The organism is Burkholderia arboris, from assembly GCF_902499125.1.
In the GTDB taxonomy this organism is placed as follows: Bacteria; Pseudomonadota; Gammaproteobacteria; order Burkholderiales; family Burkholderiaceae; genus Burkholderia; species Burkholderia arboris.
This window is the reverse complement of the sequence record NZ_CABVPX010000004.1, coordinates 74,572-97,550: the sequence shown is the minus strand read 5'-3', so window position 1 is coordinate 97,550 and position 22,979 is coordinate 74,572. Positions and strand designations below refer to the sequence as shown.

22 protein-coding genes are annotated in these 22,979 nt (G+C 66.8%); 16 read left to right on the top strand and 6 right to left on the bottom strand.

Annotated features, from left to right (window positions below; genetic code table 11):
* Positions 1 to 12 precede the first annotated feature (12 nt).
* The 4 genes from BLA15945_RS06545 to BLA15945_RS06530 all read left to right on the top strand — a co-directional run bounded on the left by BLA15945_RS06545 (position 13) and on the right by BLA15945_RS06530 (position 4,784).
* Entirely contained in the window at positions 13 to 1,308 is a 1,296-nt protein-coding gene (locus BLA15945_RS06545) for an HlyD family secretion protein (RefSeq protein ID WP_174991839.1), read from the top strand.
* 4 nt (positions 1,309 to 1,312) lie between these two features.
* A complete protein-coding gene (locus BLA15945_RS06540; RefSeq protein WP_174991838.1) occupies positions 1,313 to 2,707 on the top strand; it encodes an OmpW/AlkL family protein in 1,395 nt (464 codons plus the stop codon).
* Positions 2,708 to 2,792: 85 nt separating this feature from the next.
* Positions 2,793 to 3,743, top strand: a complete 951-nt coding sequence (gene ppk2, locus BLA15945_RS06535; RefSeq protein ID WP_059236982.1) for a polyphosphate kinase 2 — start codon at positions 2,793 to 2,795, stop codon at positions 3,741 to 3,743.
* A 399-nt stretch (positions 3,744 to 4,142) separates the two neighbouring features.
* Entirely contained in the window at positions 4,143 to 4,784 is a 642-nt protein-coding gene (locus BLA15945_RS06530) for a hypothetical protein (RefSeq protein WP_059236981.1), read from the top strand.
* A gap of 49 nt (positions 4,785 to 4,833) precedes the next feature.
* On the opposite strand, the gene BLA15945_RS06525 is transcribed toward BLA15945_RS06530, so the two are convergent.
* The 4 genes from BLA15945_RS06525 to BLA15945_RS37850 form a co-directional block, all read right to left on the bottom strand.
* Positions 4,834 to 5,421 carry an IMPACT family protein gene (locus tag BLA15945_RS06525; protein ID WP_059236980.1) on the bottom strand — a complete coding sequence of 196 codons (588 nt, stop codon included), beginning with the start codon at positions 5,419 to 5,421 and terminating at the stop codon, positions 4,834 to 4,836.
* A 195-nt stretch (positions 5,422 to 5,616) separates the two neighbouring features.
* Positions 5,617 to 6,267, bottom strand: coding sequence for a DUF2625 family protein (locus BLA15945_RS06520; protein ID WP_059236979.1), 651 nt, complete (start codon positions 6,265 to 6,267; stop codon positions 5,617 to 5,619).
* A 75-nt stretch (positions 6,268 to 6,342) separates the two neighbouring features.
* Positions 6,343 to 7,200, bottom strand: a complete 858-nt coding sequence (locus BLA15945_RS06515) for a LysR family transcriptional regulator (RefSeq protein WP_059240746.1) — start codon at positions 7,198 to 7,200, stop codon at positions 6,343 to 6,345.
* Complete coding sequence (locus tag BLA15945_RS37850) at positions 7,197 to 7,331, bottom strand: hypothetical protein (RefSeq protein ID WP_256086478.1); 135 nt, start codon at positions 7,329 to 7,331, stop codon at positions 7,197 to 7,199. Before BLA15945_RS37850 ends, BLA15945_RS06515 begins: the two co-directional genes overlap by 4 nt.
* On the opposite strand from BLA15945_RS37850, the gene BLA15945_RS06510 reads away from it, so the two are divergent.
* The gene (locus BLA15945_RS06510) at positions 7,330 to 7,914 is read left to right on the top strand and encodes a DUF4865 family protein (protein ID WP_174991837.1); all 585 of its coding nucleotides are present in this window, start codon (positions 7,330 to 7,332) and stop codon (positions 7,912 to 7,914) included. The genes BLA15945_RS37850 and BLA15945_RS06510 overlap by 2 nt on opposite strands.
* Positions 7,911 to 8,036 (top strand): hypothetical protein, encoded by a 126-nt coding sequence (locus BLA15945_RS37845; RefSeq protein ID WP_265095821.1) that lies wholly within the window; start codon positions 7,911 to 7,913, stop codon positions 8,034 to 8,036. The genes BLA15945_RS06510 and BLA15945_RS37845 overlap by 4 nt, the downstream gene beginning before the upstream one ends.
* A 76-nt stretch (positions 8,037 to 8,112) precedes the next feature.
* On the opposite strand, the gene BLA15945_RS06505 is transcribed toward BLA15945_RS37845, so the two are convergent.
* Together BLA15945_RS06505 and BLA15945_RS06500 are read right to left on the bottom strand one after the other, a co-directional pair.
* Entirely contained in the window at positions 8,113 to 10,314 is a 2,202-nt protein-coding gene (locus BLA15945_RS06505) for a glycoside hydrolase family 3 C-terminal domain-containing protein (RefSeq protein ID WP_059240745.1), read from the bottom strand.
* Between the two features lie 452 nt (positions 10,315 to 10,766).
* The gene (locus tag BLA15945_RS06500) at positions 10,767 to 11,849 is read right to left on the bottom strand and encodes a polysaccharide biosynthesis/export family protein (RefSeq protein ID WP_233464141.1); all 1,083 of its coding nucleotides are present in this window, start codon (positions 11,847 to 11,849) and stop codon (positions 10,767 to 10,769) included.
* On the opposite strand from BLA15945_RS06500, the gene BLA15945_RS37590 reads away from it, so the two are divergent.
* The 10 genes from BLA15945_RS37590 to BLA15945_RS06455 all read left to right on the top strand — a co-directional run bounded on the left by BLA15945_RS37590 (position 11,755) and on the right by BLA15945_RS06455 (position 22,944).
* Complete coding sequence (locus BLA15945_RS37590) at positions 11,755 to 12,300, top strand: hypothetical protein (RefSeq protein ID WP_233464146.1); 546 nt, start codon at positions 11,755 to 11,757, stop codon at positions 12,298 to 12,300. The two genes, BLA15945_RS06500 and BLA15945_RS37590, sit on opposite strands and share 95 nt — an antisense overlap.
* A 96-nt stretch (positions 12,301 to 12,396) precedes the next feature.
* The gene (locus tag BLA15945_RS06495) at positions 12,397 to 13,443 is read left to right on the top strand and encodes a GHMP family kinase ATP-binding protein (protein ID WP_059236976.1); all 1,047 of its coding nucleotides are present in this window, start codon (positions 12,397 to 12,399) and stop codon (positions 13,441 to 13,443) included.
* Entirely contained in the window at positions 13,440 to 14,021 is a 582-nt protein-coding gene (locus tag BLA15945_RS06490; protein WP_059236974.1) for a D-sedoheptulose-7-phosphate isomerase, read from the top strand. The genes BLA15945_RS06495 and BLA15945_RS06490 overlap by 4 nt, the downstream gene beginning before the upstream one ends.
* The gene (locus BLA15945_RS06485) at positions 14,018 to 14,749 is read left to right on the top strand and encodes a nucleotidyltransferase family protein (RefSeq protein WP_233464136.1); all 732 of its coding nucleotides are present in this window, start codon (positions 14,018 to 14,020) and stop codon (positions 14,747 to 14,749) included. Before BLA15945_RS06490 ends, BLA15945_RS06485 begins: the two co-directional genes overlap by 4 nt.
* Positions 14,739 to 15,311: a D-glycero-beta-D-manno-heptose 1,7-bisphosphate 7-phosphatase gene (gene gmhB / locus BLA15945_RS06480; protein WP_174991834.1), complete on the top strand. Its 573-nt coding sequence runs from the start codon at positions 14,739 to 14,741 to the stop codon at positions 15,309 to 15,311. Before BLA15945_RS06485 ends, gmhB begins: the two co-directional genes overlap by 11 nt.
* Positions 15,312 to 15,543: 232 nt before the next feature.
* Complete coding sequence (locus tag BLA15945_RS06475; protein WP_233464134.1) at positions 15,544 to 17,766, top strand: GNVR domain-containing protein; 2,223 nt, start codon at positions 15,544 to 15,546, stop codon at positions 17,764 to 17,766.
* A gap of 42 nt (positions 17,767 to 17,808) precedes the next feature.
* Entirely contained in the window at positions 17,809 to 18,990 is a 1,182-nt protein-coding gene (locus tag BLA15945_RS06470) for a glycosyltransferase (protein WP_059236965.1), read from the top strand.
* A gap of 11 nt (positions 18,991 to 19,001) precedes the next feature.
* Positions 19,002 to 20,435, top strand: coding sequence for a DUF6418 domain-containing protein (locus BLA15945_RS06465; RefSeq protein ID WP_174991832.1), 1,434 nt, complete (start codon positions 19,002 to 19,004; stop codon positions 20,433 to 20,435).
* Positions 20,432 to 21,670, top strand: a complete 1,239-nt coding sequence (locus tag BLA15945_RS06460) for an MATE family efflux transporter (RefSeq protein WP_174991831.1) — start codon at positions 20,432 to 20,434, stop codon at positions 21,668 to 21,670. Before BLA15945_RS06465 ends, BLA15945_RS06460 begins: the two co-directional genes overlap by 4 nt.
* A gap of 65 nt (positions 21,671 to 21,735) precedes the next feature.
* Entirely contained in the window at positions 21,736 to 22,944 is a 1,209-nt protein-coding gene (locus BLA15945_RS06455; RefSeq protein ID WP_174991830.1) for a glycosyltransferase, read from the top strand.
* The last annotated feature ends 35 nt before the right edge of the window (positions 22,945 to 22,979 follow it).

Genomic DNA, 22,979 nt, shown 5'->3' with positions numbered 1-22,979 from the left:
CGAGCCTGCCCCATGCCGACCTGGAACTCCGCCCTCCGAGAACAGAAGCCGTCGCGCAAGCTCGCGCGCGGCACGACCTTCGGCACCGTGATCCACGGCGTCGTCGACGTGCCGGTGTCGATGCGGTTCTTCTGCTACCTGTCGCTCGCGATGTTCGCGATGTTCGTGACCGCGCTCGTCGAACTGAGCTACGCGAATACCGAGAGCGTGTCGGGGATGCTGACGCCGCGTTCGGGGCTGATCGGCGTCAGTGCGCCGCCGGGCTGGGCCGTGCGCGACATCTACGTCGGCAAGGACCAGCACGTGAAGGCCGGCCAGAAGCTGCTCGCGGTGACGCGCGACACGAGCTTCGTCAGCCAGGCGAACAACGTGCAGGGGATGCGCATGGCGCTCGACCGGCAGCGCGTCGAGGTGAAGCAGCAGATCGACGCGGCGCAGCTCGAATACCGGTCGACGGTGCAGCAGATCAACCAGCAGATCGCCGCGCAGGGCGAGAGCCGCGGGTTGATCGACCGGCAGATCCAGGACCAGAAGCGCATCGTCGACGAGTACGGCGAACGGCGCGCGCGCGTGAAGCAGCTGCTCGACGAACAGGTCGTGACGCTCGAGCAGTACAACCAGGTCAACACGCAGTACCTGCAGGCCGGGCAGGCGTACCAGGACCTGCTGCTGCGCCGCGCCGAGCTCGCGAAGAACGCGATGAAGCTGCGCGGCGACCTCGACACGATGCAGAGCAAGTACGACGGCGCGAACGCGGAGCTGAAGATCAAGCAGGAGGAGCTGAACGCAAAGGAATACAACATCGACGAGAACGTGAACCAGGTGCTGTACGCACCGGCCGACGGGCAGATCGTGCGGCTCGACGTCGTGCAGGGTGGCGTGATCGACCCGCCGGGCACGCGCGTCGTCGAGATCCTGCCCGCGAAGGCCGACGGGCTGATCGCCGAGGTCTACATTCCGTCGTCGAAGGCCGGCTTCGTAAAGAAGGGGCAGGAGGTGAAGGTTGCGTACGCAAGCTATCCGGTCGAGAAATTCGGCACCTATCGCGGCAAGGTGCTGTCGATCTCGCCCGTCGCGTTCTCGGCGAAGGAGCTGAACCTGCCCGGCGACGCGGCTGCGCCGCAGACCTACTTCAAGACCTGGGTCGAACTCGCCGACCGCGCGCCGTCGTTCGACGGGCGGCCGCTGTCGCTGCGCGCCGGGATGATGCTGAAGGCCGACGTCGTGCTGGAGCGGCGCAGCCTGCTCGAATGGCTGTTCGAGCCGTTGTACCGGATCCGCCAGCGCCTGTTCGGCGTGCCGGCCTGAGCCGATGACGACTCGCGATACGACCCGCCGCCGCGCGCGGCCGGGCACCGTGCGCCCGCTGTCGCGCTGGCTCGGCGCGACGCTGTTCGCGTGCGCGGCCGCCGCGCACGGCGCGCCGCAGCAGGACGGCGACACGCAACCACACTGGCAGGCGGGCGCCGACGGGATCGGCTTCTGGCCGGGCGGCGATGCGGACGGGTTCGATGCGAGCGCGTGGGCAACCGATGCAGGGCCGGCGCGCGGCGGGCGCGACGGTGCGTCCGTCGACGTGCCGCCGGCCGACCCCGTTCCGCTGACCGCCCGCAAGATCACGCTCGGGCAGCGAACCGGCGGAGCGGGGCGTGCGTGCGCGACAGCGCGCGACGATGGCGTGGACGGTATCGGCTTCGACGACAACGGTTCGCCCGGCGGCTGCGATCCGGCCGCGCCGCGCGATGCAGCGGCGGATGGCGCACCGGCCGGCGGCGTCGTCCACGCCGACCGGATGCCGTACGAGCTGCATCCGGTCGATCCGTCGCGGCTGCCCGATCTGCCGGCCGCGCAGGCGCCGCCGTTGCTCGAGCAGCTGATGGGCGACGACCGCAACATGGTCGGCCTTGGCTGGCACTTCATCGCGACGACTGGCCGGTCGACGCCCGTGACGACGCATACCGACGCGCTCGGGCTGAACAGCTTCCAGAACGCGGGGTCGAGCCTGTCGCTCAGCAACTCGAACACGCTGGCGTTCACGTTCACTCACTTTTTCTCGGAGAACTGGGCGGCCGAACTCGGTGGCGGCATTCCGCCGGTGCTGACGCTGCGCGGGCACGGCAGCATCGCGCTGCCGCTCGATCGCATTTTTGCCGGCGTCCAGGGGCGCTTTCCGCTGATCGACCTCGCGAACACGCAAAGCAACCCGCTCGCGACCACGCGCGCATGGCTCGGGTCCGTCGTGTTCAAGTACTACCTCGGCGAGCGCGACGATCGTTTTCGCCCATTTGCGGGCATCGGCATCAGCTATACGCGCTTCACGAACACGAACCTGAACCCCGTGTTCCAGCGCAAGCTGGCATCGCTCGGCGGGCTGCTCGCGGCGGGCGGGGACATCGGCAGCCTGCAGTCGCTGCTGCTCGACCCGGCGCTGTTCCAGCGGATCTGGGACGCGGGCGGCGACCTGCTGCTGTCGGGGCGGACCAACGTGTCGGCGAAGGTGAAGAGCGTGTGGGAGCCGGTGTTCACCGTCGGCGCGAGCTACCAGATCACGCGCCAGCTCTGGGTCACCGGAATGGTCACCTACATCCCGCTGCGCACGAAGATCACGCTCGACATCAGCCAGCCGAACCGGACACTCGCATCGAACACGTTCGACATTTCGGCGAACCCGGTGCTGGCCAGCGTGCTGCTGAACTTCCGCTTCTGACGGGGGCCGCCCATTTTCATGAATTTGACGCGCGACACTGGGATAATGGCCGAGTTTGGCTGCGTCAATGATGGAAGGAGGCCCCATGGGCGACAACGATACCCGTACCGAGACCGACGACCGCGCCGACATGGCGTCGATGGAGTCGCGCCAGCGCCGCTTCGAGGAAGATCTCGTCGACGCCTACGACGAAGAACTCGAGATGGAGCTTGACGACCGCCGCTTCGACGAGGGCGACGACCTGCTGTTTTCGCAAGAGCGTCGCGAGGCGCGCAAGGAATATTTCCGCGAACTGTTCCGGCTGCAAGGCGAGCTCGTGAAGCTGCAGGACTGGGTCGTGAGCACGGGTCACCGGCTCGTCGTCATTTTCGAAGGGCGCGATGCGGCCGGCAAGGGCGGCGCGATCAAGCGCATCACGCAGCGCCTGAACCCGCGGGTGTGCCGCGTCGCGGCGCTGCCCGCACCGAGCAACCGCGAGCGCACGCAATGGTATTTCCAGCGCTACGTCGCACATCTGCCGGCCGGCGGCGAGATCGTGCTGTTCGACCGCAGCTGGTACAACCGGGCGGGCGTCGAGCGCGTGATGAATTTCTGTACCGACGACGAGTACGAGGAGTTCTTCCGGTCGGTGCCCGAGTTCGAGAAGATGCTCGTGCGCAGCGGGATCCAGATCGTCAAGTACTGGTTCTCGATCACCGATCATGAGCAGGAGCTGCGCTTCCAGAGCCGGATCGAGGATCCGCTGAAGCAGTGGAAGCTGAGCCCGATGGACCTCGAAAGCCGTCGCCGTTGGGAGGCTTATACGGCCGCGAAGGAAGAGATGCTGCAGCGCACGCATATTCCCGAGGCGCCGTGGTGGGTCGTGCAGGCCGTCGACAAGAAGCGCGCGCGGCTGAACTGCATCCACCACCTGCTGGGCCAGGTGCCGTATCACGAGGTGTCGCACCCGCCGATCGACCTGCCGCCGCGTGAACATCACGAGGATTACATCCGCCGGCCGGTGCCGGACAACATGATCGTGCCGGATACTTACTGACCGGTTCACACCGGCCGGATTTGATGTGAAGAAGCGCGCCGCGTCATGCGGCGCGCTTTTTTTGCGTCTTCGCCGGGCGCGGGCGATTCGCCTTGACGGGTTTTACAGTCTTTCGCGAGGTCGGATTGACAGCTTCGAAAGCGTGCCGTAATGTGCGCGTCGACGAGCGTCGTCGATGTCGAAACGGGCAGTCCGGACGCGCTGAAGAATATGATCGCACCGGGAAATCCATGCGGTCGCGAGAACCTGAGAGCCTGCATAAAAAATGAATGAACCGGAGCGTGTCCGCATGGCCGCGGCGCGGTTGCAGCGTGTCGACGCTAGCGATCGCAGCGGCGATCCCCATGAAGAAGCGCCTGCCTGCGCGATTGCGCAAGGCAACGCGAACGGGATGGCCCGATGAACCCGGCACGCAGACGTTTCGTCGTCGCAGGCGCTATTGCGGTCGGCGCGCTTTCCGTCGGCGCCTGCGCGCCGCACATGACCAAGGATCTGTTCTCGGATCATCCGTACACCGAGCAGATCGAGACCTTCGCGATGACCGGTGATCGGTCGAAGCTCGTCGTTATCGGGCAGACGCGTCACTACATCTTCGATATTCCGCCGAATCTGGCGAACATCCTCGAATCTCCCGTTCGCGAGTACCTGACGGCCCGGTTCTGGACCTTCACCGTCGATGCCGGCGCGGTATCCGGATCGTTCACGTTATCGCTCAGGAAAGATGCACCGGACGACATCCGACGTCGCGCTGCGGAACTGGGATTTGCCCGCTCGGGTCAGTTGCTGACGCTGGACGAGGAGATTGCCGGGCAGGTGTTCAATGCGGGCAACGACAACGTCGCCGCGCATGTCCAGCGTTTCAACCGGCCGTACAGCATCCAGGTCCGGCAGCGGCTGAGTGCAGGGCAGAAGATCGCGTTGCTGCCGTTGACGCCGCTGACCCTTGCAGCCGATGGCGTGGTCGTGATCGGCCAGGTGCCGTTGATCATCCTGATTGCGCCGTTTCTTGCATTCTCGGGGCCGTGGCCGGCTTTCCGTTGAAGTCTCCGGATGGGCGGTCGCACCCGCGCGGGCCTGCCGTCGCAATGACTTAAAGGTCCGGAAACCCTGAGCGCCCCTGCGTCAGATCGAACAGTTCGGTTTTTGCATCGGCGTGGGCGGTTTCCGGCAGCTTGATCACGAGCTTCACCGTCATGCCGTACGCGCTGTCGACCAGTTCATACCCGGCCTGTTCGATCCAGCGGCGCACGCGCGCTTCTTCCGGGTAGCCGATCTCGATCGCGAGGCGTGCGTAGCGAATGCGTTCGACGCGCTCGGCATCGAGCAGCGCCGATGCGATCGCATCCGTGTACGCGCGCACCAGCCCGCCCGCACCGAGCTTCACGCCGCCGTAGTAACGCACGACCGCGCCGAGCACGCCGTCGAGATCGTGATGGCGCAGCACTTCGAGAATCGGCCGGCCCGCGGTGCCCGACGGCTCGCCGTCGTCCGACATGCCCGACTGGCCGCCCGCCAGCAGCGCCCAGCACACGTGAGTGGCCGCCGGATGCTCGTCGCGCAGGCGTTGCAGCACCTGCATGGCGGCGTCGCGGTCGTCGACGGGAAGCGCATACGCGATGAAGCGGCTCTTGCGGATCTCGAGTTCGCTGATGTAGGTGGTGGCGAGCGAGTAACTCATGCGCCGCAAGATGAAAAGTACAAGGAAATCAACGCGATGACGGCTTTGATGTTGACCCGGGCAGGCATGGCTGGCCGGCACGGGCGGGTGACATGAACGGGGAATTTTACCGTGGCGCGCATCGAAGCAGGTCGACGAGGTCAAAACGCGACCCGGCGGCGGCATCGCGCTGGATCCCGGCGCCCGGATACCCGATCACGGTTGCCCTGATGCCACGGGACCGGCGCCGATCTGGAGCGCGTACACCTCGGAAACGTTGACCGCCCGACGGCTGCTGTGCTCGACCGAGCCTTCTTTCGTCCACAAGAACGGATAGAAGCTGAAGCATTGGTCCGTCGTCAGGCCCTGAACATCGGCTTGCCAGCCGGGCCAGCGCATGCTCGCGTAGAAGTCGTGCAGCCTGTCGCCGAGGGACCATCGCACGAAGTCGCCGTAGCCGATCTCAAGGGGCTCCCATCCCGGCGTGTCCGGTGCAAAGTAGTACACCGAACCCGTGTCCTCCCCGAGTGCGCCCCCGTTCAGCGCGAAGAATCCGCCGACGGCATCGTCCGCGACCAGCAGAAAACCGGAAGACCGTCCGTCATTCCAGCCGACGATGTCCCTGCGCATCTTGTGATGGCCCGAGCCGAGCAGACGGAGGTAGCCGCCGTCCACGAGCACGCCGCCCGTCGAATAGGCGATGGTCCCCAGGGGCGAGCGCGTGGTGACCTGAAGGGCGGAGAGAATCTCGCCGTTCCGATCCGAGGGCGGCAATATTTCGCAACGATGGCCCGCTGCCGCCGCCCACTCGAGCAGTGACGGCAGAGCGGACTCGCGTTCGTCGACCAGTTCTTCCAGCGGACGCATGTTTGTTCTCTCCGAGAGGGGCGGTTCGGAATCGGCCAGGCGTGAGCGATACGACCAGCACCCACGCGTGCGACCTCAACGCGTGCCGACCGATGACCTGAGCGCCGCGCCCAGCGTGCGCAATGCCTGCCGTGCGCGTGCATCGGTCAGGTTCGAATGAAGCACCACGTCGCGCGTCGGCAACGGCGGCAACCCGTATCGCGCACCGACGTCGACCGTGCCGGCGGGCGCCACGCGATGCCCGAGCGCCGCGACGGCCAGCCCCGCGGATACCGCCGCGCCGATCGTCGCCACGCCGCCGCCGACGAAGACTTCCGTCCACGCGACCCCGGCTTCGTCCAGCGCGCCGACCGCCATGCGGCGCACGCTGCACGGCTCGGCTTGCGTGGCCAGCCGCAACGGCTGCGGCGGATGGTACTCGAAATCGGCCGCGGCCATCCAGCCGAACGACTCCGACAGGAGGGTTTCGCCGTCGAGCCGCCGGCTGTCGTGTTGCAGCGCGACGGCCGCGTCGAGCTGCCCGCGATCGAACGCATCAAGCACGTCGCGCGACGCGGCGACGCGGATCTCGAGCACGAGCGTCGGCTCCGCCTCGCTCATGCGCCGCAGCAGCATCGGGAGATCTGCGCCGACGACATGGTGGCTGACGCCGATCACCAGCCGCCGCTGGCCGGTGCCGAACGCGCCGACCGCACCATGGTGAGCCGCCACCAGTTCGCGCGCCGGTTCCAGGAACGCGGTGCCGTCGGCCGACAGGCGGACCTGCCGTGGCGTGCGCTCCAGCAGGCGGCGGCCGAGCCCGTCTTCCAGCCGCTTGATCTTCAGGCTCACCGCGGACTGCGTCGTGTCCATCGCTTCCGCGGCCCGCGTGAAGCTCTTGAGGTCGGCGGTCAGCACGAACGCCTGCACGGCTTCGATGTCGAGCGTTTTCATCGCACACGCACCCATTTCAAAATCGAATCATTGAAATATTCTGCCATCGTCTTTTCAAATGATTCAAGGTCTTCTACGCTGTTTCCAGGCTGTCCCGAATTCCCGCCTTTCTTTTGCCAGGAGCCGATCATGCTGACCGCGTACTACGTGCACCGCCTGCCGGCGGATTACGACCTCGAGATCATCCGCCAGCGCGTGCGCGAGCGCGGCAGGCTGTGGGACGACACGCCGGACCTGCTGTTCAAGGGATTCCTGCTGCGCGAGGCCGGCCGCTACGGCGCGACGGAAAACGGCTATGCGTCGTTCTATCTGTGGCGCAACGAACAGGCGTTCGCCGGTTTCGTGACCGACGGCCGCTATCGGGTCGTGACGGACAGCTTCGGCCGCGCGCCGATCGACACCCAGGTTGCGCTCGATGCGCGCAAGGGCAGTGCGTCGACGGGACGGTTCGCGCGCCTGGAAACCATCGAGATTCCGGCGGATGCCGACCTCGATGCGACGCTTGCGCGCGAGGTTGCGCGCAATCGCGACGTGGCGGCACGGCGGGGTGTGGTTGCGGCGGCCGTCAGTCTCGACCCGCTGCGCTGGCGGCTGACGCGTGCCGTCGTCACGGAACACGAACCGGACGACGACGGCGGCGGCGCGGGCACGGTGTACCAGGTCCTGCATCTGGCGAGGCCGCTGCTCGATACGCTGGACGCGGGCGGCGCGTGATGGCCGGCGTCGCGTCCCGATTGCCGGCCGGCCTGGTGGTTGCCGCGCATCTGGCGGGTGTGGTGGCGGGAATCGCCGCGATTGCGGCGCTCGCGACGACGCTGGCACTGCTGGTCCGCTAGACGCGATCCGCGGATCGGCCAGCGCGGGGGACGCCGGGCATGCGATGCCCGGCGTCCCCCGTCGATTCATCGGCGATCAATGGCCTTGAAGGCGGATATCGCGCGACGAAGCACCGACATACACGGTTCCGCCCGGCACGACTCGCCAGCCGTTACGCGACGTCTCCCACACGCTCTGCATCCGCGGCGATACGGTCACGCGCACGCGCCGCGCTTCGCCCGGATTCAGCCGGATCTTCTCCCAGCCGACCAGCCGCTTCGGCGGTTCGTCCTTGTACGGCACGCCGAGATAGACCTGCGGCGTTTCCGCGCCGGTGACGCGCCCGTCGTTGCGCACGGTGAACGCGACGCTCAGCGAACCGTCCCATTGCTTCGACACCGACAGCCCGGAATACGCGAAGTGCGTATAGGACAGCCCGTAGCCGAATTCGAACATCGGCTTGATGTTGCGCGCGTCATACCAGCGATAGCCCATGTTCAGCTTTTCCGCGTAGACGGGATCGTTGTCGAACGCGCCGTTCTGCCCCCAGGTCGGCGAATCCTGATCGCGCGCGGGGAACGTGACGGGCAGCTTGCCTGACGGATTGACCGCGCCGAACAGCACGTTCGCGATCGCCTTGCCGCCGGCTTCGCCCGGATACCACGCCTCGACGATGGCAGACACGTTGTCCTTCCACGGCATCAGCACCGGATTGCCGCTCTGGACGACGACGATCGTATGCGGATTCGCACGCGCGACGGCTTCGACGAGCGCGTCCTGGTTCGACGGGTTCGCGAGGCTCAGGCTCTGCAGATCGCCGAAATCCTCGCCGGCCGGCTGCGCGACCACGACGATCGCGACATCCGAGCGGCCGGCGAGCGCTGCGGCCTGGTCGATTTCCTGCTGCGTGTACGCGCGGAACGGCGACTGCTGGTCGCTGTTGCCCGCGTACGTGACCTGCGCGGCCGGCGCAAGCGCACGGATGGCCGCGACGATCGGCACGTCGACCTTGAGCCACGGATTGCGCCACCAGCTGCAGCCGGTCGACGACCCGAACGTCAGGCCGCCGCAGCCTGCAAACGACCCCGATACGGGATCGCGCGTGTTGCCCGAGCCGCCGCCGGACAGAACGGCCGCATCCGCATGACCGCCGATCACTGCAATACGCGACAGCGCCGACGCGGCCAGCGGCAACTGGTTGCCGTCGTTCTTCAGCAGCACGATCGACTGCTCGGAGGCCGCCTGCGCGAACCGGTTCGCGGCCGCGAAATCGATCGTGCCGCCGCCCTTGGCCGGATCGTCCATCACGCCGACGCGGATCATCACGGCGAGCTTGCGGCGCACCATGTCGTCGAGGCGCGCGGTCGATACCGAGCCGTTCGCGATCGCCTGCTTGACGGCCGCCGGCGTCAGATACACGGTCGAGCCGACGTCTTCTTCCTCGTCGAGCCCGGCGTTGATCGCGGCGGCGGTGCTGTGCGTGGCGCCCCAGTCGGACTGGACCTGGCCCTGGAAGCCCCATTCGTTCTTCAGCACGTCGTTCAGCAGGTGATTGTTTTCGCACGCATACGCGCCGTTCAGGCGGTTGTAGCTGCACATCACGCTGCCGGGCCGCCCGCGCTTCGCGGCGATCTCGAACGGCAGCAGGTAAAGCTCGCGCAGCGTGCGTTCGTCGATCTGCGTGTTGCCGCCCATCCGGCCGTGCTCCTGCTCGTTGCCGGCGTAGTGCTTGATCGTCGCGATGACTTTCTGCCGCTGCGTGGCGAGCGTGCGTTCGGCGAGCAGGTCGCCGGCGAGCAGCGGATCTTCGCCGAGATACTCGAACAGGCGGCCGCCGCGCGGCTCGCGCGCGAGGTTGGTGCCGCCGCCGAGGCCCATGCCGAAGCCTTGCGCGCGCAACTGGATCGCGACCTGCTTGCCGTAGTCGTACGACAGCCGGCGATCCCAGCTCGCGGCGACGGCGATCGTCGCCGGGAACGTCGTGCTGGCTTGCGACGTGCTGCCGGAGCCGGTCGACGAATCGGCCATGTTGAGATCGGGAATGCCGAGCCGCGGCACGCCCTGGATATAGCCGGCGCCGCCACCCGGCACCTTGGACATTTCGTATTGCGAATGAATAAACTGGAGCTTCTCGTCGAGCGTCATCTTGCGCACGAGCAGGTCGGCGCGCCGTTGCGCGGCGGCCGACGCGAATGCGTCGGTGGCGTCGCCCGGTGAGTTGAAACCGGCGTCGCCGGCGTAGGCGGTGGTGCAGAGGGTTGCTGCCAGCACGACGGCCGGCCAGAGTTTGTCCCGCATGTTGCTCTCCATGATCGTATTGCCGGTTGTTCGAATGATGTCTGGAGCTGCGCTCGTCCGATGGATTCGCACCGGACGCATTCGGCTGGCGATGCAGGGTGGTTGCGCGTCGGCATGCCAGGCCAGGCGGGGAATCGTTACGGCCGGTTGGGCCCGACCGGGCATCGAGGACGGCGACGCGGACCGTCCGACACTGCCGAATCGGATGTAGCGATTCTCTGCAGCGACCAATCGTACGAATGTAGTTTGACTACAGCATCGGTGTTTCTACCGATACGTACGATCTTTTTTCGACGCGGTGGCGCGGCAGGGTGGAAAGGCGGTCATCGTTCCCGATGGCGCGGGGGCGGCCGGGTAAGAAGTACCTGGGTTTTTGCGGGGAAACCGATCGAGGCGGGCGGCCCGGTTCGTTGCGTGCGCATCGAACCGGGCCGGTTGAAACACGCGGCGGCTTACTTCGTCACGAGCGCGCCGGTCAACCCGGCGCTGATCGCCGGCAGCAGCAGGTTCAGCACGCGGCTCGCACGGACGAGCCCGGTGTTGTCGACATAGACGACGTCCTTCGACGCAAGCGGAAACTGGTTCGCGAGCAGCATCGATACCGGCGACTGCATGTCGAGGTGATAGATGACGGGCGCGCTGTCGGCGGCCTTGCGCAGCACGAACACCTGCTTGGCATTCGAGGTCTGCTGGTTGAGCTGGCCGGCCTGCGTGAGCGCTTCGCTCAGCGTGAGCGAACCGTCGCGCAGCGGCGCGACGGCTTGCGGCCTGACCACTTCGCCCATCACGTACACGGGATTGTCGTCGCGTGCGCTCACATGCAGCATGTCGCCGGGTTTCAGCATGATGTCCGCCGGGTTCTTCCCCGTCTTCATCATCTGCGCGACGTTCAGCGGATAGATCGTGCCGTTGCGGGTGATCGTGACGCGGCTCTGATCCGCGGTCGGCGCGAATCCGCCGGCGCGGCTCACGGCTTCGATCAGCGTCATCGGAATGTCGTTGATCGCCTGCGCGCCCGGGTTGCGCACTTCGCCGTCGATGTAGACCTGCGTCGCACGGAACGACGCGACCCGCACCGTGACCTGCGGCTTGACGAATACCTTGGCGAGTTCGGTCCCGACCTCGTGCTGGATCTGCGCGACGGTTTTCCCGGCTGCGCGGATCGGCCGCGGGACGTATGGAAACTGCACGTTGCCGTTGCCGTCGACGACGAAGCCCGGCGCGGCGTCCGCGGCTTTCGTGTTCTGCACGGGTTGCCCGGCGGCCGTCGCGAATTCCGGGTGATCCCACACGGTGATCTGCAGCACGTCGCCGGCGCCGAGCCGGTACATGTCCGACTTCGCGGACAGGTTCGGCGGGATGGACGCGGCAGGCGCGCGCTTCTGCTCGGCGCGGATCTGCTCGATCTGCGTCAGGTCGATCTGCCTGACCGGCACCTGCATGTCGCTCGTCACGTCGCCGTTGTCGGCGGTCGTGACCGGCAGTGCGGTCGAACTCATGTGCTGCCCCGGCACCACCGTGCATGCGGAAAGCATCGCGACGGTCGCGAAGGAGAGCGCCATGCACATGCCGCGCATGGCAGTGCGAGTGTGGCCCGGCGCCACGGAATCGAACGATAGAGCGTTTGTCATTTTTGTGTCCAGCATCGATGAATCGATTGATACGGTATCCGGATCGAATGCGGGCCGGTCATTGCGTGCCCGCTTCGTTCCGCACATCGTGATGACGCTTCCTGGCGGCATTCCGGCACCGATCGACCGGCGCGTGTTCCACCGCGGCATCGCTCCGGAAAGCGATTGTCAAAAATTGGCAATGACGGAAGGGCGTCGTCGTGCGCGGCCGGTGACGTATCGGCGATGTCCCCGCCGGTTCGCACGTCGCCGTGCCGACCGCGAACAGAGCGTAACGCAGGTTGGGCGCTTCGATTTCGCGGCGGCGGCTGAATGTAAGCCATCGCACGCAGCGTCCCGGACATCTATCGCATAGTGGCGCCAACGAACATGGCCGTGCATTCCCGGCGGAATGTGCGGGGGCGGGAACGGCATCGTGCCGGCGTCCGGCTCATTGTCTGCGAGAGATTTCATGACACGCTTCATTGCCCGTTCGAGGGCGCCTTTGCGGTTGGGGCTGGGCGGCGGCGGAACCGACGTGCCGCCTTATTCGGACCGGTTCGGCGGTCTGGCGCTCAATGTGACGATCGAGAAGTTTGCGTACGCGTCGATCGCGCCGCGCGACGACGCGAAGGTCGAACTGGTGGCGGCCGATACGGACACCCGATGGATCGGCCCCGTGTCGCCGGTGCTCGAGGTGCAGAACGGGCTCGGGCTGCATGTCGGCGTCTACAACCGGATCGTCCGCGACTTTCACGGCGGTCACCCGCTGGCCGTCACGATCACGACGTGTTCCGAAGCGCCGCCGGGTTCCGGGCTCGGATCGTCGTCGACGATCGTCGTCGCGCTGGTCAGGGCCTTCTGCGAGCTGCTGTCGCTGCCGCTCGGCGAATACGACATCGCGCATCTCGCACACGACATCGAGCGCGAGGATCTGGGGCTTGCCGGCGGCAAGCAGGATCAGTATGCGGCGACGTTCGGCGGGCTGAACTTCATGGAGTTCTACGGCGATCGCGTGATCGTCAATCCGCTGCGGATCAAGCAGGAAATCAAGGCCGAGATGGAGGCGTCGCTCGTGCTGTATTACACCGGCGTATCGCGCGAGTCGGCCAACATCATCAAGGAACAGAGCAGCAACGTGACGGAAGGCGTGGTCGATTCGCTGGCCGCGCTGCACGAAGTGAAGGACGAGGCCGTGCGCATGAAGGAAGCCGTGTTGCGCGCCGACTTCGACGCGTTCGCCGCGTCGATGCGCGACGCGTGGGAATCGAAGAAGCGCATGGCGAAGAACATCTCGAACGCGATGATCGACGATCTGTACCGGGTCGCGGTGCGGGCCGGCGCGAAGGCCGGCAAGGTATCCGGCGCGGGCGGCGGCGGCTTCATGATGTTCTTCGTCGATCCGGTCGAACGGCCGGCCGTGATGCGTGCGCTCGATGCATACAACGGGATCAATGGCCAGGTGCTGAACTGCACGTTCACGGACATCGGCGCCCAGTCGTGGAGAAAGAACCAATGACGATCGGAGTAGAGAGCGAAATTCGCCAGACGCTGTCGGTCCTGACGGCGCTCGTATCCGACCGCGAGCAACTGGCGCGCATCGAGCAGGTGGCCGAGCGCGTGACGGAGGCGCTGCGCACGGGCAACAAGATCCTGCTCGCGGGCAACGGCGGCAGCGCGGCGGACGCGCAGCACATCGCCGGCGAATTCGTCAGCCGTTTCAACTTCGACCGGCCGGGTCTCGCCGCCTTTGCGCTGACCGTGGACAGCTCGGTCATGACGGCGATCGGCAACGACTACGGCTACGAGAAACTGTTCGAGCGCCAGATCCAGGCGACCGGGCGCCCCGGCGACATCTTCTGGGCGTATTCGACGTCCGGGCGTTCGCCGAACATTCTCCGTGCGCTGGAAGTGGCCAGGACGGCCGGCATGTTGTCGGTCGGGTTCACCGGCAACGGGCCGGGCGCCGCCGAGATGCGCGGGCGTGCCGACATCTGCATCGAGATTCCGTCCGCATCGACCCCGAAGATCCAGGAAGGGCACCTCGTGTGCGGCCACATCATCTGCGGCATCGTCGAAGAGCGGATCTTTGCATGAGCGCGATGCTGCCTTGCCTGATCCTCGCCGGCGGCCTCGGCACGCGGCTGCGCCCGGTGCTGGGCGACGCGTTGCCGAAGGCGCTCGCGTCGATCGACGGCGAGCCGTTCCTGTGCTGGATGCTGAGGGCGCTCCGGCAGCAGGGGGTCACCGAGGTGGTGCTGTCGCTCGGCTACGGCAGCGGCCCGATCAAGGCGCTCGTGGCGTCGCGCGACTTCGGCATCGCGATTTCCGTGATCGAGGAGGACGTGCCGCTCGGTACCGGCGGTGCGATCGTTCACGCGCTGAAGGCATGCGGCGCGAACGACATGATCGTGATGAACGGCGACACGTTGTCGAATCTGGATCTGCGCGCGTTGTCGGCGTTCTATCGCGCGACATGCCCCGATCTGGTCGTCGCGGCAACCCGGGTCGACGATGCGTCGCGCTACGGCACGCTCGATTTCGACGCGACGTCGCGCAGGCTGTCGGCATTCCGGGAGAAGCGCCCGGCGCAGGGCTACATCAATGCGGGCACGTATGTCGTCAACGCGCGCAAGCTGCTCGGTTTCGCGCTGCCGGCGACATTTTCGTTCGAGCAGGATTTCCTGGGCGAACGGGTCGAGGCGCTCGACATCCGTGTGTTCCCGGAAGTCACCGAGTTTATCGACATCGGCGTACCGGCGGACTACCGGCGTGCGCAGACCGTCATTCCGCTCATGCTGGAGACGCGAACCAGTGAAGCGTAAAGCCCTGTTCCTGGATCGCGACGGCGTGATCAATGTCGACTACGGCTACGTCCACCGCCAGCAGGACTGCGTATTCGTCGACGGCATCTTCGATCTCGTGCGGCTGGCGAATGCGACCGGTCACCAGGTGGTCGTCGTGACGAATCAGGCCGGAATCGGCCGCGGCTATTTTTCGGAATCGCAGTTCGTCGCGTTCATGGACTGGATGCGCCGCAGGTTCGACGAGCGCGGCGCGAGAATCGACCGCGTCTATTTCTGCCCGCATCACCCGGTGGCCGGGATGGGCCGCTACCGGCAGGCGTGCGCATGCCGCAAACCGCAGCCCGGGATGCTGCACGACGCGCGGCGCGACCTCGGCCTCGACCTGTCTGCGTCGATCCTGGTCGGCGACAAGCGGTCCGATCTCGATGCCGGCGCGCGCGCCGGCGTCGGGCGTCGCTTCCTGTTCGTGGGCGACCGGGCCGGCGATGCGGATGCCGATCCGTCTGCCGAGGTCGTTGCACGGCTGGCGGATATCGGCGCGGCGCTGCAAGGCAGGGAAATTGCCGCCATGCGTGCGTAGCCGGCGGCGGCATCGACGGCTGCAGGCCGGAATGAATCGAACGACGCCTTCGAAACGAACCGCCGGCCGTGGCGCCGGCCGGGCGGAAACGCGCGGGGAATCCCGATTCCCGGCGCAGCGGTTTCCCGAGCGGCACTGAAGGGCTTCCAGCCGGATTTTCAATGAAATGAATGTGAACCAACACGCGCGTAAAGCGGCGAAGCCAGCCGGATCTTCCATTCTGGAGTTCAGCATGAAGATGGACCGACCTGCATTGACCGGACACCAGAACGAACCGAAACAGGCTGCCGGGCCTGCGACGCGGTTGTCGCCGATCGATTTGCTGGAGAACGTGCTCGACCACGGTCGCCTCTTCGTCGCCGTGTTCGCGGCCTGCCTGCTGCTGGCGATCGTCTATGCGGTCGCGGCAACGCCGGTGTATTCGGCCGACACGCTGATCCAGATCGAGGAGAACAAGGCCAGCGCGCTGGGCTCGCTGTCGTCGATCTCGAAGGCGCTCGACATCCAGAATTCGGCCGTGGTCGGCGAAATCGACATCGTCCGCTCGCGCACGGTCGTCATGGACGCAATGACCGCGACGGCCGCACAGGCCGAAGTATCGGTCGAGAGCCGGTTTCCGCTCGTGGGCGGCCTCATCGGCGCGTTCATGCCGAAGGACGCGAACGGGCTCGTCGACGCGCCGCTCGGGATGTCGTCGTGGGCATGGGGCGGCGAGCGCCTCGAGTTCCGCACGTTCGAGGTTCCGACTGCGCAGATCGGCAAGCCGCTGACGTTCGACTATCTCGACGGCAACCGGTTTCGGCTGACGGATCGCAGCGGCCAGGAAGTGCTGAGCGGCGCGGTCGGCGTGCCGGCCGCAAGCAACGGCTATCGCGTCGACGTGGCGCGGATCGTCGCGCGCCCCGGCGCGACATTCCGTGTGCGGCGCATCGCCACCGACGTGCGGCTCGAAGCCATCCTGAAGAAACTCGGCGTGACCGAGACGAAGCGGCAGTCGGGCATCATGCAGCTGAGTTTCGAGGACGCCGATCCGGACTTTGCCGCGCGCATGCTCAATGCGATCGCGGCGGCCTACCTGAACTTCAACGCGAGACGCCGCGCCGACGATGCCGAGCGCAGTCTCAAGTTCCTCAACGCACAGCTGCCGATCGTGAAGGCACGGCTGCAGCAGGCCGAGCAGGCGCTGAACGCGTTTCGCAACCAGCAGGGGTCGATCGACGCGCAGGGCGACATCCGGCTGCTCGTCGAGCAGCTGGCGTTCGTCGACAAGTCGCGGCTCGAGACCAAGCTCGCGTACCAGGACCTGTTGTCGAAGTACGTGCCGGGGCAACCGCAGGTCGTGGCGGCGGCCAACAAGCTGAAGGAACTCGACAAGCAGGCCGCGGTGCTGAAGGACAAGGCTGCGCGCCTGCCGTCGCAGCAGCAGACGTACCTGCGGCTGGCGCGCGACGTCGAGGTCAACAATCAGCTCTATGTCGGGCTGCTGAACAACACGCAGCAGTTGCAGATCGCGGAAGCCGGCACGGTCGGCAACGCGTCGATCGTCGACAAGGCGGTCGTCAGCGACAAGCCGGTCCGGCCGAAGCGCCTGGTCGCGATCCTCGCCGGTGCGGTGATCGGACTGATGCTGGGCTTTCTCGCGGCGCAGGGCCGTGCATTGCTGGCCGGGCGCATTCGCGATCCGCATGACCTGGAAGCGGCGCTGGGCATCCCGATGCTCGGCATTCTCCCGAATTCGCGCCGCCAGGCGGACGCGGATGCGAACCGCACGCCGGCCTTCATCGCGACGAAGGAGCCGGCCGACGAGCCGCTGGCCGACGCGATGGACAGCCTGGCGCTGACGTTGCGGCACCGGCTGGCGGCGTATGGCGGCGACGCGAAGGTCGTGCTGGTGTCGTCCGCGTCGCCCGCGCAGGGCAAGTCGATGATTGCCGCGAATCTCGCGTACCTGTATGCCGAGAAGGGGCTCAGGACGGTGATCGTGGATGCCAACCTGCGCGCACCGGCGCTGCATCGCTATCTGCCGGTCACGGCGACGAAAGGCCTGTCGGACGTACTGAAGGGCGCGCTGCCGGCCGACGAGGCGATCACTCGCGTCGCCGGCCAGCTCGATGCGCTGTCGGCCGGATCGCCGGGCGCGTCAACGCGCAACCTGTTCGACCTCGCGCGTCTGGACAAGCTGGCCGCGTCGTTGCGGAGCCAATACGACATGGTCGTCGTGGATGCGCCGTCCGCGCTGCCGGTGGCCGATCTCGCCGCCTTGTCGCGCGTCTCCGACATGACGCTGCTGGTGGCGCGCCAGGGTTCGGCGAGCGCGGCCGGCGTGACGGACGCGCTCGACAGCCTGGGCAAGATCGGCGTGCGCATCGACGGACTGGTGTTCAACGGCTTCGTGCCGTCGCCGCTGCGCGGCGTTCGCCGGATCGGCGCCGGCTTCGCAGCGGCGCGCGCCTGATCGCACGGAGGATTCGATGCAATTGGGCAAGGAGCGCAGCGCATGAGCAATTCGATGGCAGGCAAGGGCGGGTTGCGGCGCGCGTCGCACGCGGTGCGGGTCGTGTGGTTTCTCGGGCCGCGTCCGGTGAGCTGGAACGGCGTCATGCGATACAGCCTCAAATGCATCGACTTCATTCCGGCAATGGCGGGATTCGACGTGGAGCCGGTCGATATTCCGGCCGAGCCGCGTTCGTTCCGGCGCTACTGGACGCAGTTCGTGCTGTACCCGCTGCGCGCGGTCGCGGCGGCGCGTGCCGGGCACTTCGTCATGCTGTACCAGGAGGACCTGGCCTTCATGATTCCGCTGATCCGCTGGGCGGGCGGCCGGGTCGGCATCGTGCTGCATCACGTGCAGCGTCCGGGGCAGGTGCGCGGCGTGGTCGAGAAGCTGAAGAACGCGTACATGAGGCTCACGCAGTCGCTGATCGCGACCGCGGACGTCGTGCTCGCGCCCTCGGACGTGACGGCGCAGGAAGCGCTGGCGGACCTTCGCCTGCGCGCCGACCGGATCCAGGTCGTGCCCAATGCGTTCGACGATCGCTATGCGCCGGCTGACGCTGCCGTGCGCGAACGGGCGCGCGCGACGCTGCTGGCACGCTTCGGCATCCGTATCGACGACGCGCTGGTCGTGCTGAACGTCGGTTCCGACGAAACGCGCAAGAACAACGCGACGCTGTTTCGCGCGCTGGCGTCGCTCGGGCGCAAGGACGTGATGGTGCTGCGGGTGGGCAGCGCGCAAAACCAGACCAACCGCGACGAATGCCGGGACATTGCCGCCCAGGCGGGAATCGCCGCCCATTTCGTCGAGAACGTCGGCGACGAGGATCTCGGCTATTTCTTCCAGGCCTCGGACCTGTACGTGTCGCCGACGCTGCACGAAGGCTTCGGCCGCACGGTGATCGAAGCGCAGTTCGTCGGCGTTCCCGTGGTCGCGTCGGATCTGCCGGTGTACCGCTACACGATGGGCGAGTCGTTCGTGGCGGTCGCCGACGCGATGGATGCCGCCGAATGGGGCCGGCAGATCGAACGCGTCGCGGGCGACCCGTCGCTGCGGGACGCGCTGGTGAGCGCCGGGCGGGTCAATGCCCAGCGCTTCTCGTCGCGCGCGGTCAGCGCGCAACTGCACGGTGCGCTCGACCGGGCCGTGCATGAGCGGCCGCGCGCGGGCCGGGCGCAAGCGTGAAAGAGGCGGCGATGCGAGCGAGGCAAGCCGACGGCCGCGCGGCGGCGGTGACGGGATTGACCGTGGCGACGCTGTTCGCGCTCGCGCTGACACTCAACGCGATGCTGCCGGCGCTCGGCGCGATGGCGCCGAGCGCGACCTGCACGTTGCTGGTGGCGGTGGCGGGCGTGATCGCGCTGATCGTCGCGCGCCCGGTGTTCGCGGTGTCGGCGCTCTACACGCTGGTGATCGGGTTGACCGCATTCGTCGCCGGCGTGGGGATCGAATCCGGCGGATTCCTGCGGGAAACGGACATCTTCGGCGTCGCGAACGGCGCGTTCAGCCGGCTGCTGTCGTTCTACGTGATTTTCGTCGCATGTGCGCTGTTCGCATTCGGCCGGTTTCTGAACGAGCGCGCCGTGCACGAACCGATCCGCGCGCGGATGACGCGCGTGCCGGTCAGCCTCGCGCTCGGGTTCGGGCTGGTCGGCGCGATCCTCGCGACGGGCGTGCTGGCGGGCCTGACGGGCGGCTTCGCGGTGCTGAGCGGCGTCAACCGCTACGCGCTGCGCAACGACGCGTCGAACAGCACGCTGTTCAACCTGTTCCTGAACAACCAGACGTTCGTCGCCGTGCTGCTCGGCACCTTCTGCACGAGCACGAACAAGACGGTGCGATGGGTGTCCGTCGGCATGATCGTCGCCGATCTGGTGCTCGAGGCGTTGCACGGCGAGCAGTTCATGGCCGTACTGCATGTGTGCCTGACCTTTCTGATCCCGTTTATCGCCATCCATGCGATGAACGGCAAGCCGGTAATGCGCTACCTGGGGATCGGCTCGGTCATCGCGCTCGTGATCGGCAGCGTGTCCGTGTTCTACGCGTACCGGGGGCAGGGGCTGGACATCGCGGAGACGGTGGTGTCGCGATTTCTCGAACAGGGGCAGGCGTGGTACGTGGTGGACGGCGACGCGCACCTGTTCGGCGCGCCGGCGTTCGGGGGCATGGCGGCGTTCGGGCGCTTCATCGGTTCGCTGGGCTCGTTCACCGAACCGACCTTCTTCAGCGATGCACCCGTGAGCGGCCTGCGCGACCTGATGCTGTCGTACGGCACGCCCGAGATCCTGAAAGCCTACGTGTTCGACGATGTCACGTTCACGATGGGCAACGTGGCGGTGCCGGTCTACTGGTTCGGCTACGCGGGCGGTGCGCTCTTCGTCGCGTTGACGGGCGCGGTCTACGGCGCGGCGAGCGCGATGCTGATCCAGGTCGCGATGCGCGGCGGGGTCGTGATGCTGTGGCTGACCGCGAAGGTGTTCGCTTACGCGACCTATGCGATCCAGCAAGGCGACTACTGGACGCTGTTCGGCGCGCGCACGTTGTTCTACCTGGCGATCGCACTGATCTGGTGGCATTGCATCGACGCGAGGCGCCAGCGCGCCGGTGCGACGCGGACGGGGACATCTTGAACGCGTTCGTCAGGCTGCTGTTTTCGTCGTTCGCGGGCGTGGTGTGCGAAAAGATCATCGGTGCGCTCGCGGCAATCGCGAGCAATCACCTGTTTGCGAACATCTACGGCGCACGCCTGTTCGGCGAGCTGCAGTTCGCGTTGTCGCTGGCCTACGTGATCGGCAGCGTCGCGCTGATTTTCGGCGCACAGGTGATCCAGCCGATCCTCGGCAAGCACCCGCGCCTGCGGCACATGGTCGTCTACCGCGCGTTCCGCCTGCGGCTCACGCTGACGCTGGCCGTGATGCTGCTGTTCATGGGCGTCGTGGTGATCGTCATGCGACCGTCGAGCGTGTCCGAACTCACGCTGATCGCGGCTTTCGCGTTGATCGTGGAGCCGATCGCGCTCGGTTCGCTGATGGCCTATGCCGAATCCAAGCCGTGGGTCATCACGCGGGCGCGGGCCTATGCAAGCTGTGTCCGCGTGCTGTGGCTGTACGTCGCGGCACACGCGTCGATGGGCGTGATCGTCGCCGCGTTCGCGTGGCCGCTCGAGGCATGCGTGGCGGCCGCGGCACCGTTCAGCCGCTATCGCGCGCTGGCGTTGAAGTCGCCGAAATCGTTTCGCGGCAGCGCGGCCGTCACGAAAGCGCTGGTCGTGCGCGGGCTGCGGATCTGGCCGGCCATTGCGGCCAGCGTGCTGGTATTGCGGATGGACCGGCTGTTGCTCGGCGTGCTGGTCTCCAAGGCCGATCTCGGCATTTACGCGTCGGCGGCGTCGCTGGTCGAGCAGTGGAATTCGGTCGGCACGACGTTGGCGCTGGCATTGGCGCCGAGCATGGTCTTTTCGGCGCGGACCGAGTCGCTCGTGCGTGCCAAGGCGTTGAAGCTCGGCCTGTATCTCGGCCTCGTCGGCTGCGTCGCATGGGTCGGCAGCTATTTCGTCGGCCGCAAGGTATTCCTGATGATCTACGGGCCGGCATTCGTGCAGGGCGTGCCGATCATGATCTACGCGACCGGCTGCGCGATCGCCACGTTCGTCGACGCGGGGCTGAGCACGTGGCTGCTGGCCGTGCGCCGCTACCGGCTCATCATGATCAAGCAGGTGCTGATCGTCGCGGCGATCGTCGCCGCGCCGTTCGTCATGCCGCGCACGCTGGTGATGTATGCGCCTTCGACGGGCATCGCGGTATCGCTCGTCGCGTTCTGGTGCGTGGTGCTCGGGAATCTCGTCTTCAACCGGGCGCGGCCGTGAGCAGCCGGGCCGGTGCGGGCGGGGAATGGAATCGGGAAAGTTTCGGATCGACGGGGAGGCCACTCGTGAAAAGCCGGGTGCTGATGGTGATGACGCGGGACATTCCGCAAGACGTATCGAACGGGCGGGAGCGCACGCTGAGCTTCATCCGCCAGGCAATCGGCGACCACATGGACGTGACCGAATTCAAGATCCGGTCGGTGTTCGAGGACGGCGGCTGGCGCGCAAAGGTCGGCGCGGCGGTGCGGGTCGGATGGAGCGTGTTGCGCGGCGCGCCGTGCGCGCTTCAGGTGGCGATGTTCTCGCACCCGAGCAAGCGGACGGCGCTGCTTCGCGCCGTCGACGCGTTCAAGCCGGACGTGATCTATTTCGACGGCATCCGGCTCGTGGACTACGCGATCCTGGTTCGGCGCAGCGTGCCTGGCTGCCGGATCGTCGTGGATTTCGACGACCTGATGTCGCGCCGCGCGAACATCCTGCGCGAACAGGATTTTCCGTTGTCGGCCGGGTATCTGGAAAAGTCGATTCCGCGGCCGTTCGTCAGGCTCGCCAACGCGAGGCTGGTCCGCAACGCATTCCTGGGCTATGAAGCGTTCGCGCTGAAGCGGCAGGAGCGTGCGGCGATCGGGTCGTCGCATGCCGTCACGCTCGTTTCCACGGAAGACGCGCATGCGCTGCGGCAGTCCCTCACGCGCGACGAAGCCATGAAGACGCACGTGATCGCGCCGCCGATGAATGCGCTGATGCCGATGCGGTATCCGGCGGCGCCGTTCCGGTTCGTCTTCATCGGTTCGGACCGCCAGTTGCAGAACCGGCTCGCGATCGAGTACCTGGTGGCGCTGTGGGCGCGTGTCAGGCCGGCCACGCCGCTGGTGATCTACGGGCGCATGGCCGGCCGCTACGCAGCCGTTCCGAACGTCGAATTCGCCGGGTTCGCGCCGACGCAGGCCGATGTCTACACCGGGTGCTCAATTGCGTTGTGCCCCGCATTCCTGCGCGGCGGCATCAAGTCGAAGGTACTGGAAGCCGTGTCGTACGGTTGCGTGCCGGTCGGAAACGAAGCCGCCTTCGAGGGGCTCGGATTCCACGACGACGCGCTGGCGATGAGCGAATCGCGACTCGAGCGGCTCGTGGCCGAGCCGGCCGCGGAGCTGGATCGGGTCGTGGCAGCGGCGACGCGCTTCGCCGCGTACTGCGAGCAGCATTTCAGCATGCCGGTATTCGATCGCCGGTGGCGCGCGCTGATCGCGCCGCCGGCAGGCAGCCCGTCGTGACGGGCGGCGCAACGGACAGGAGGGCCTCGATGGCG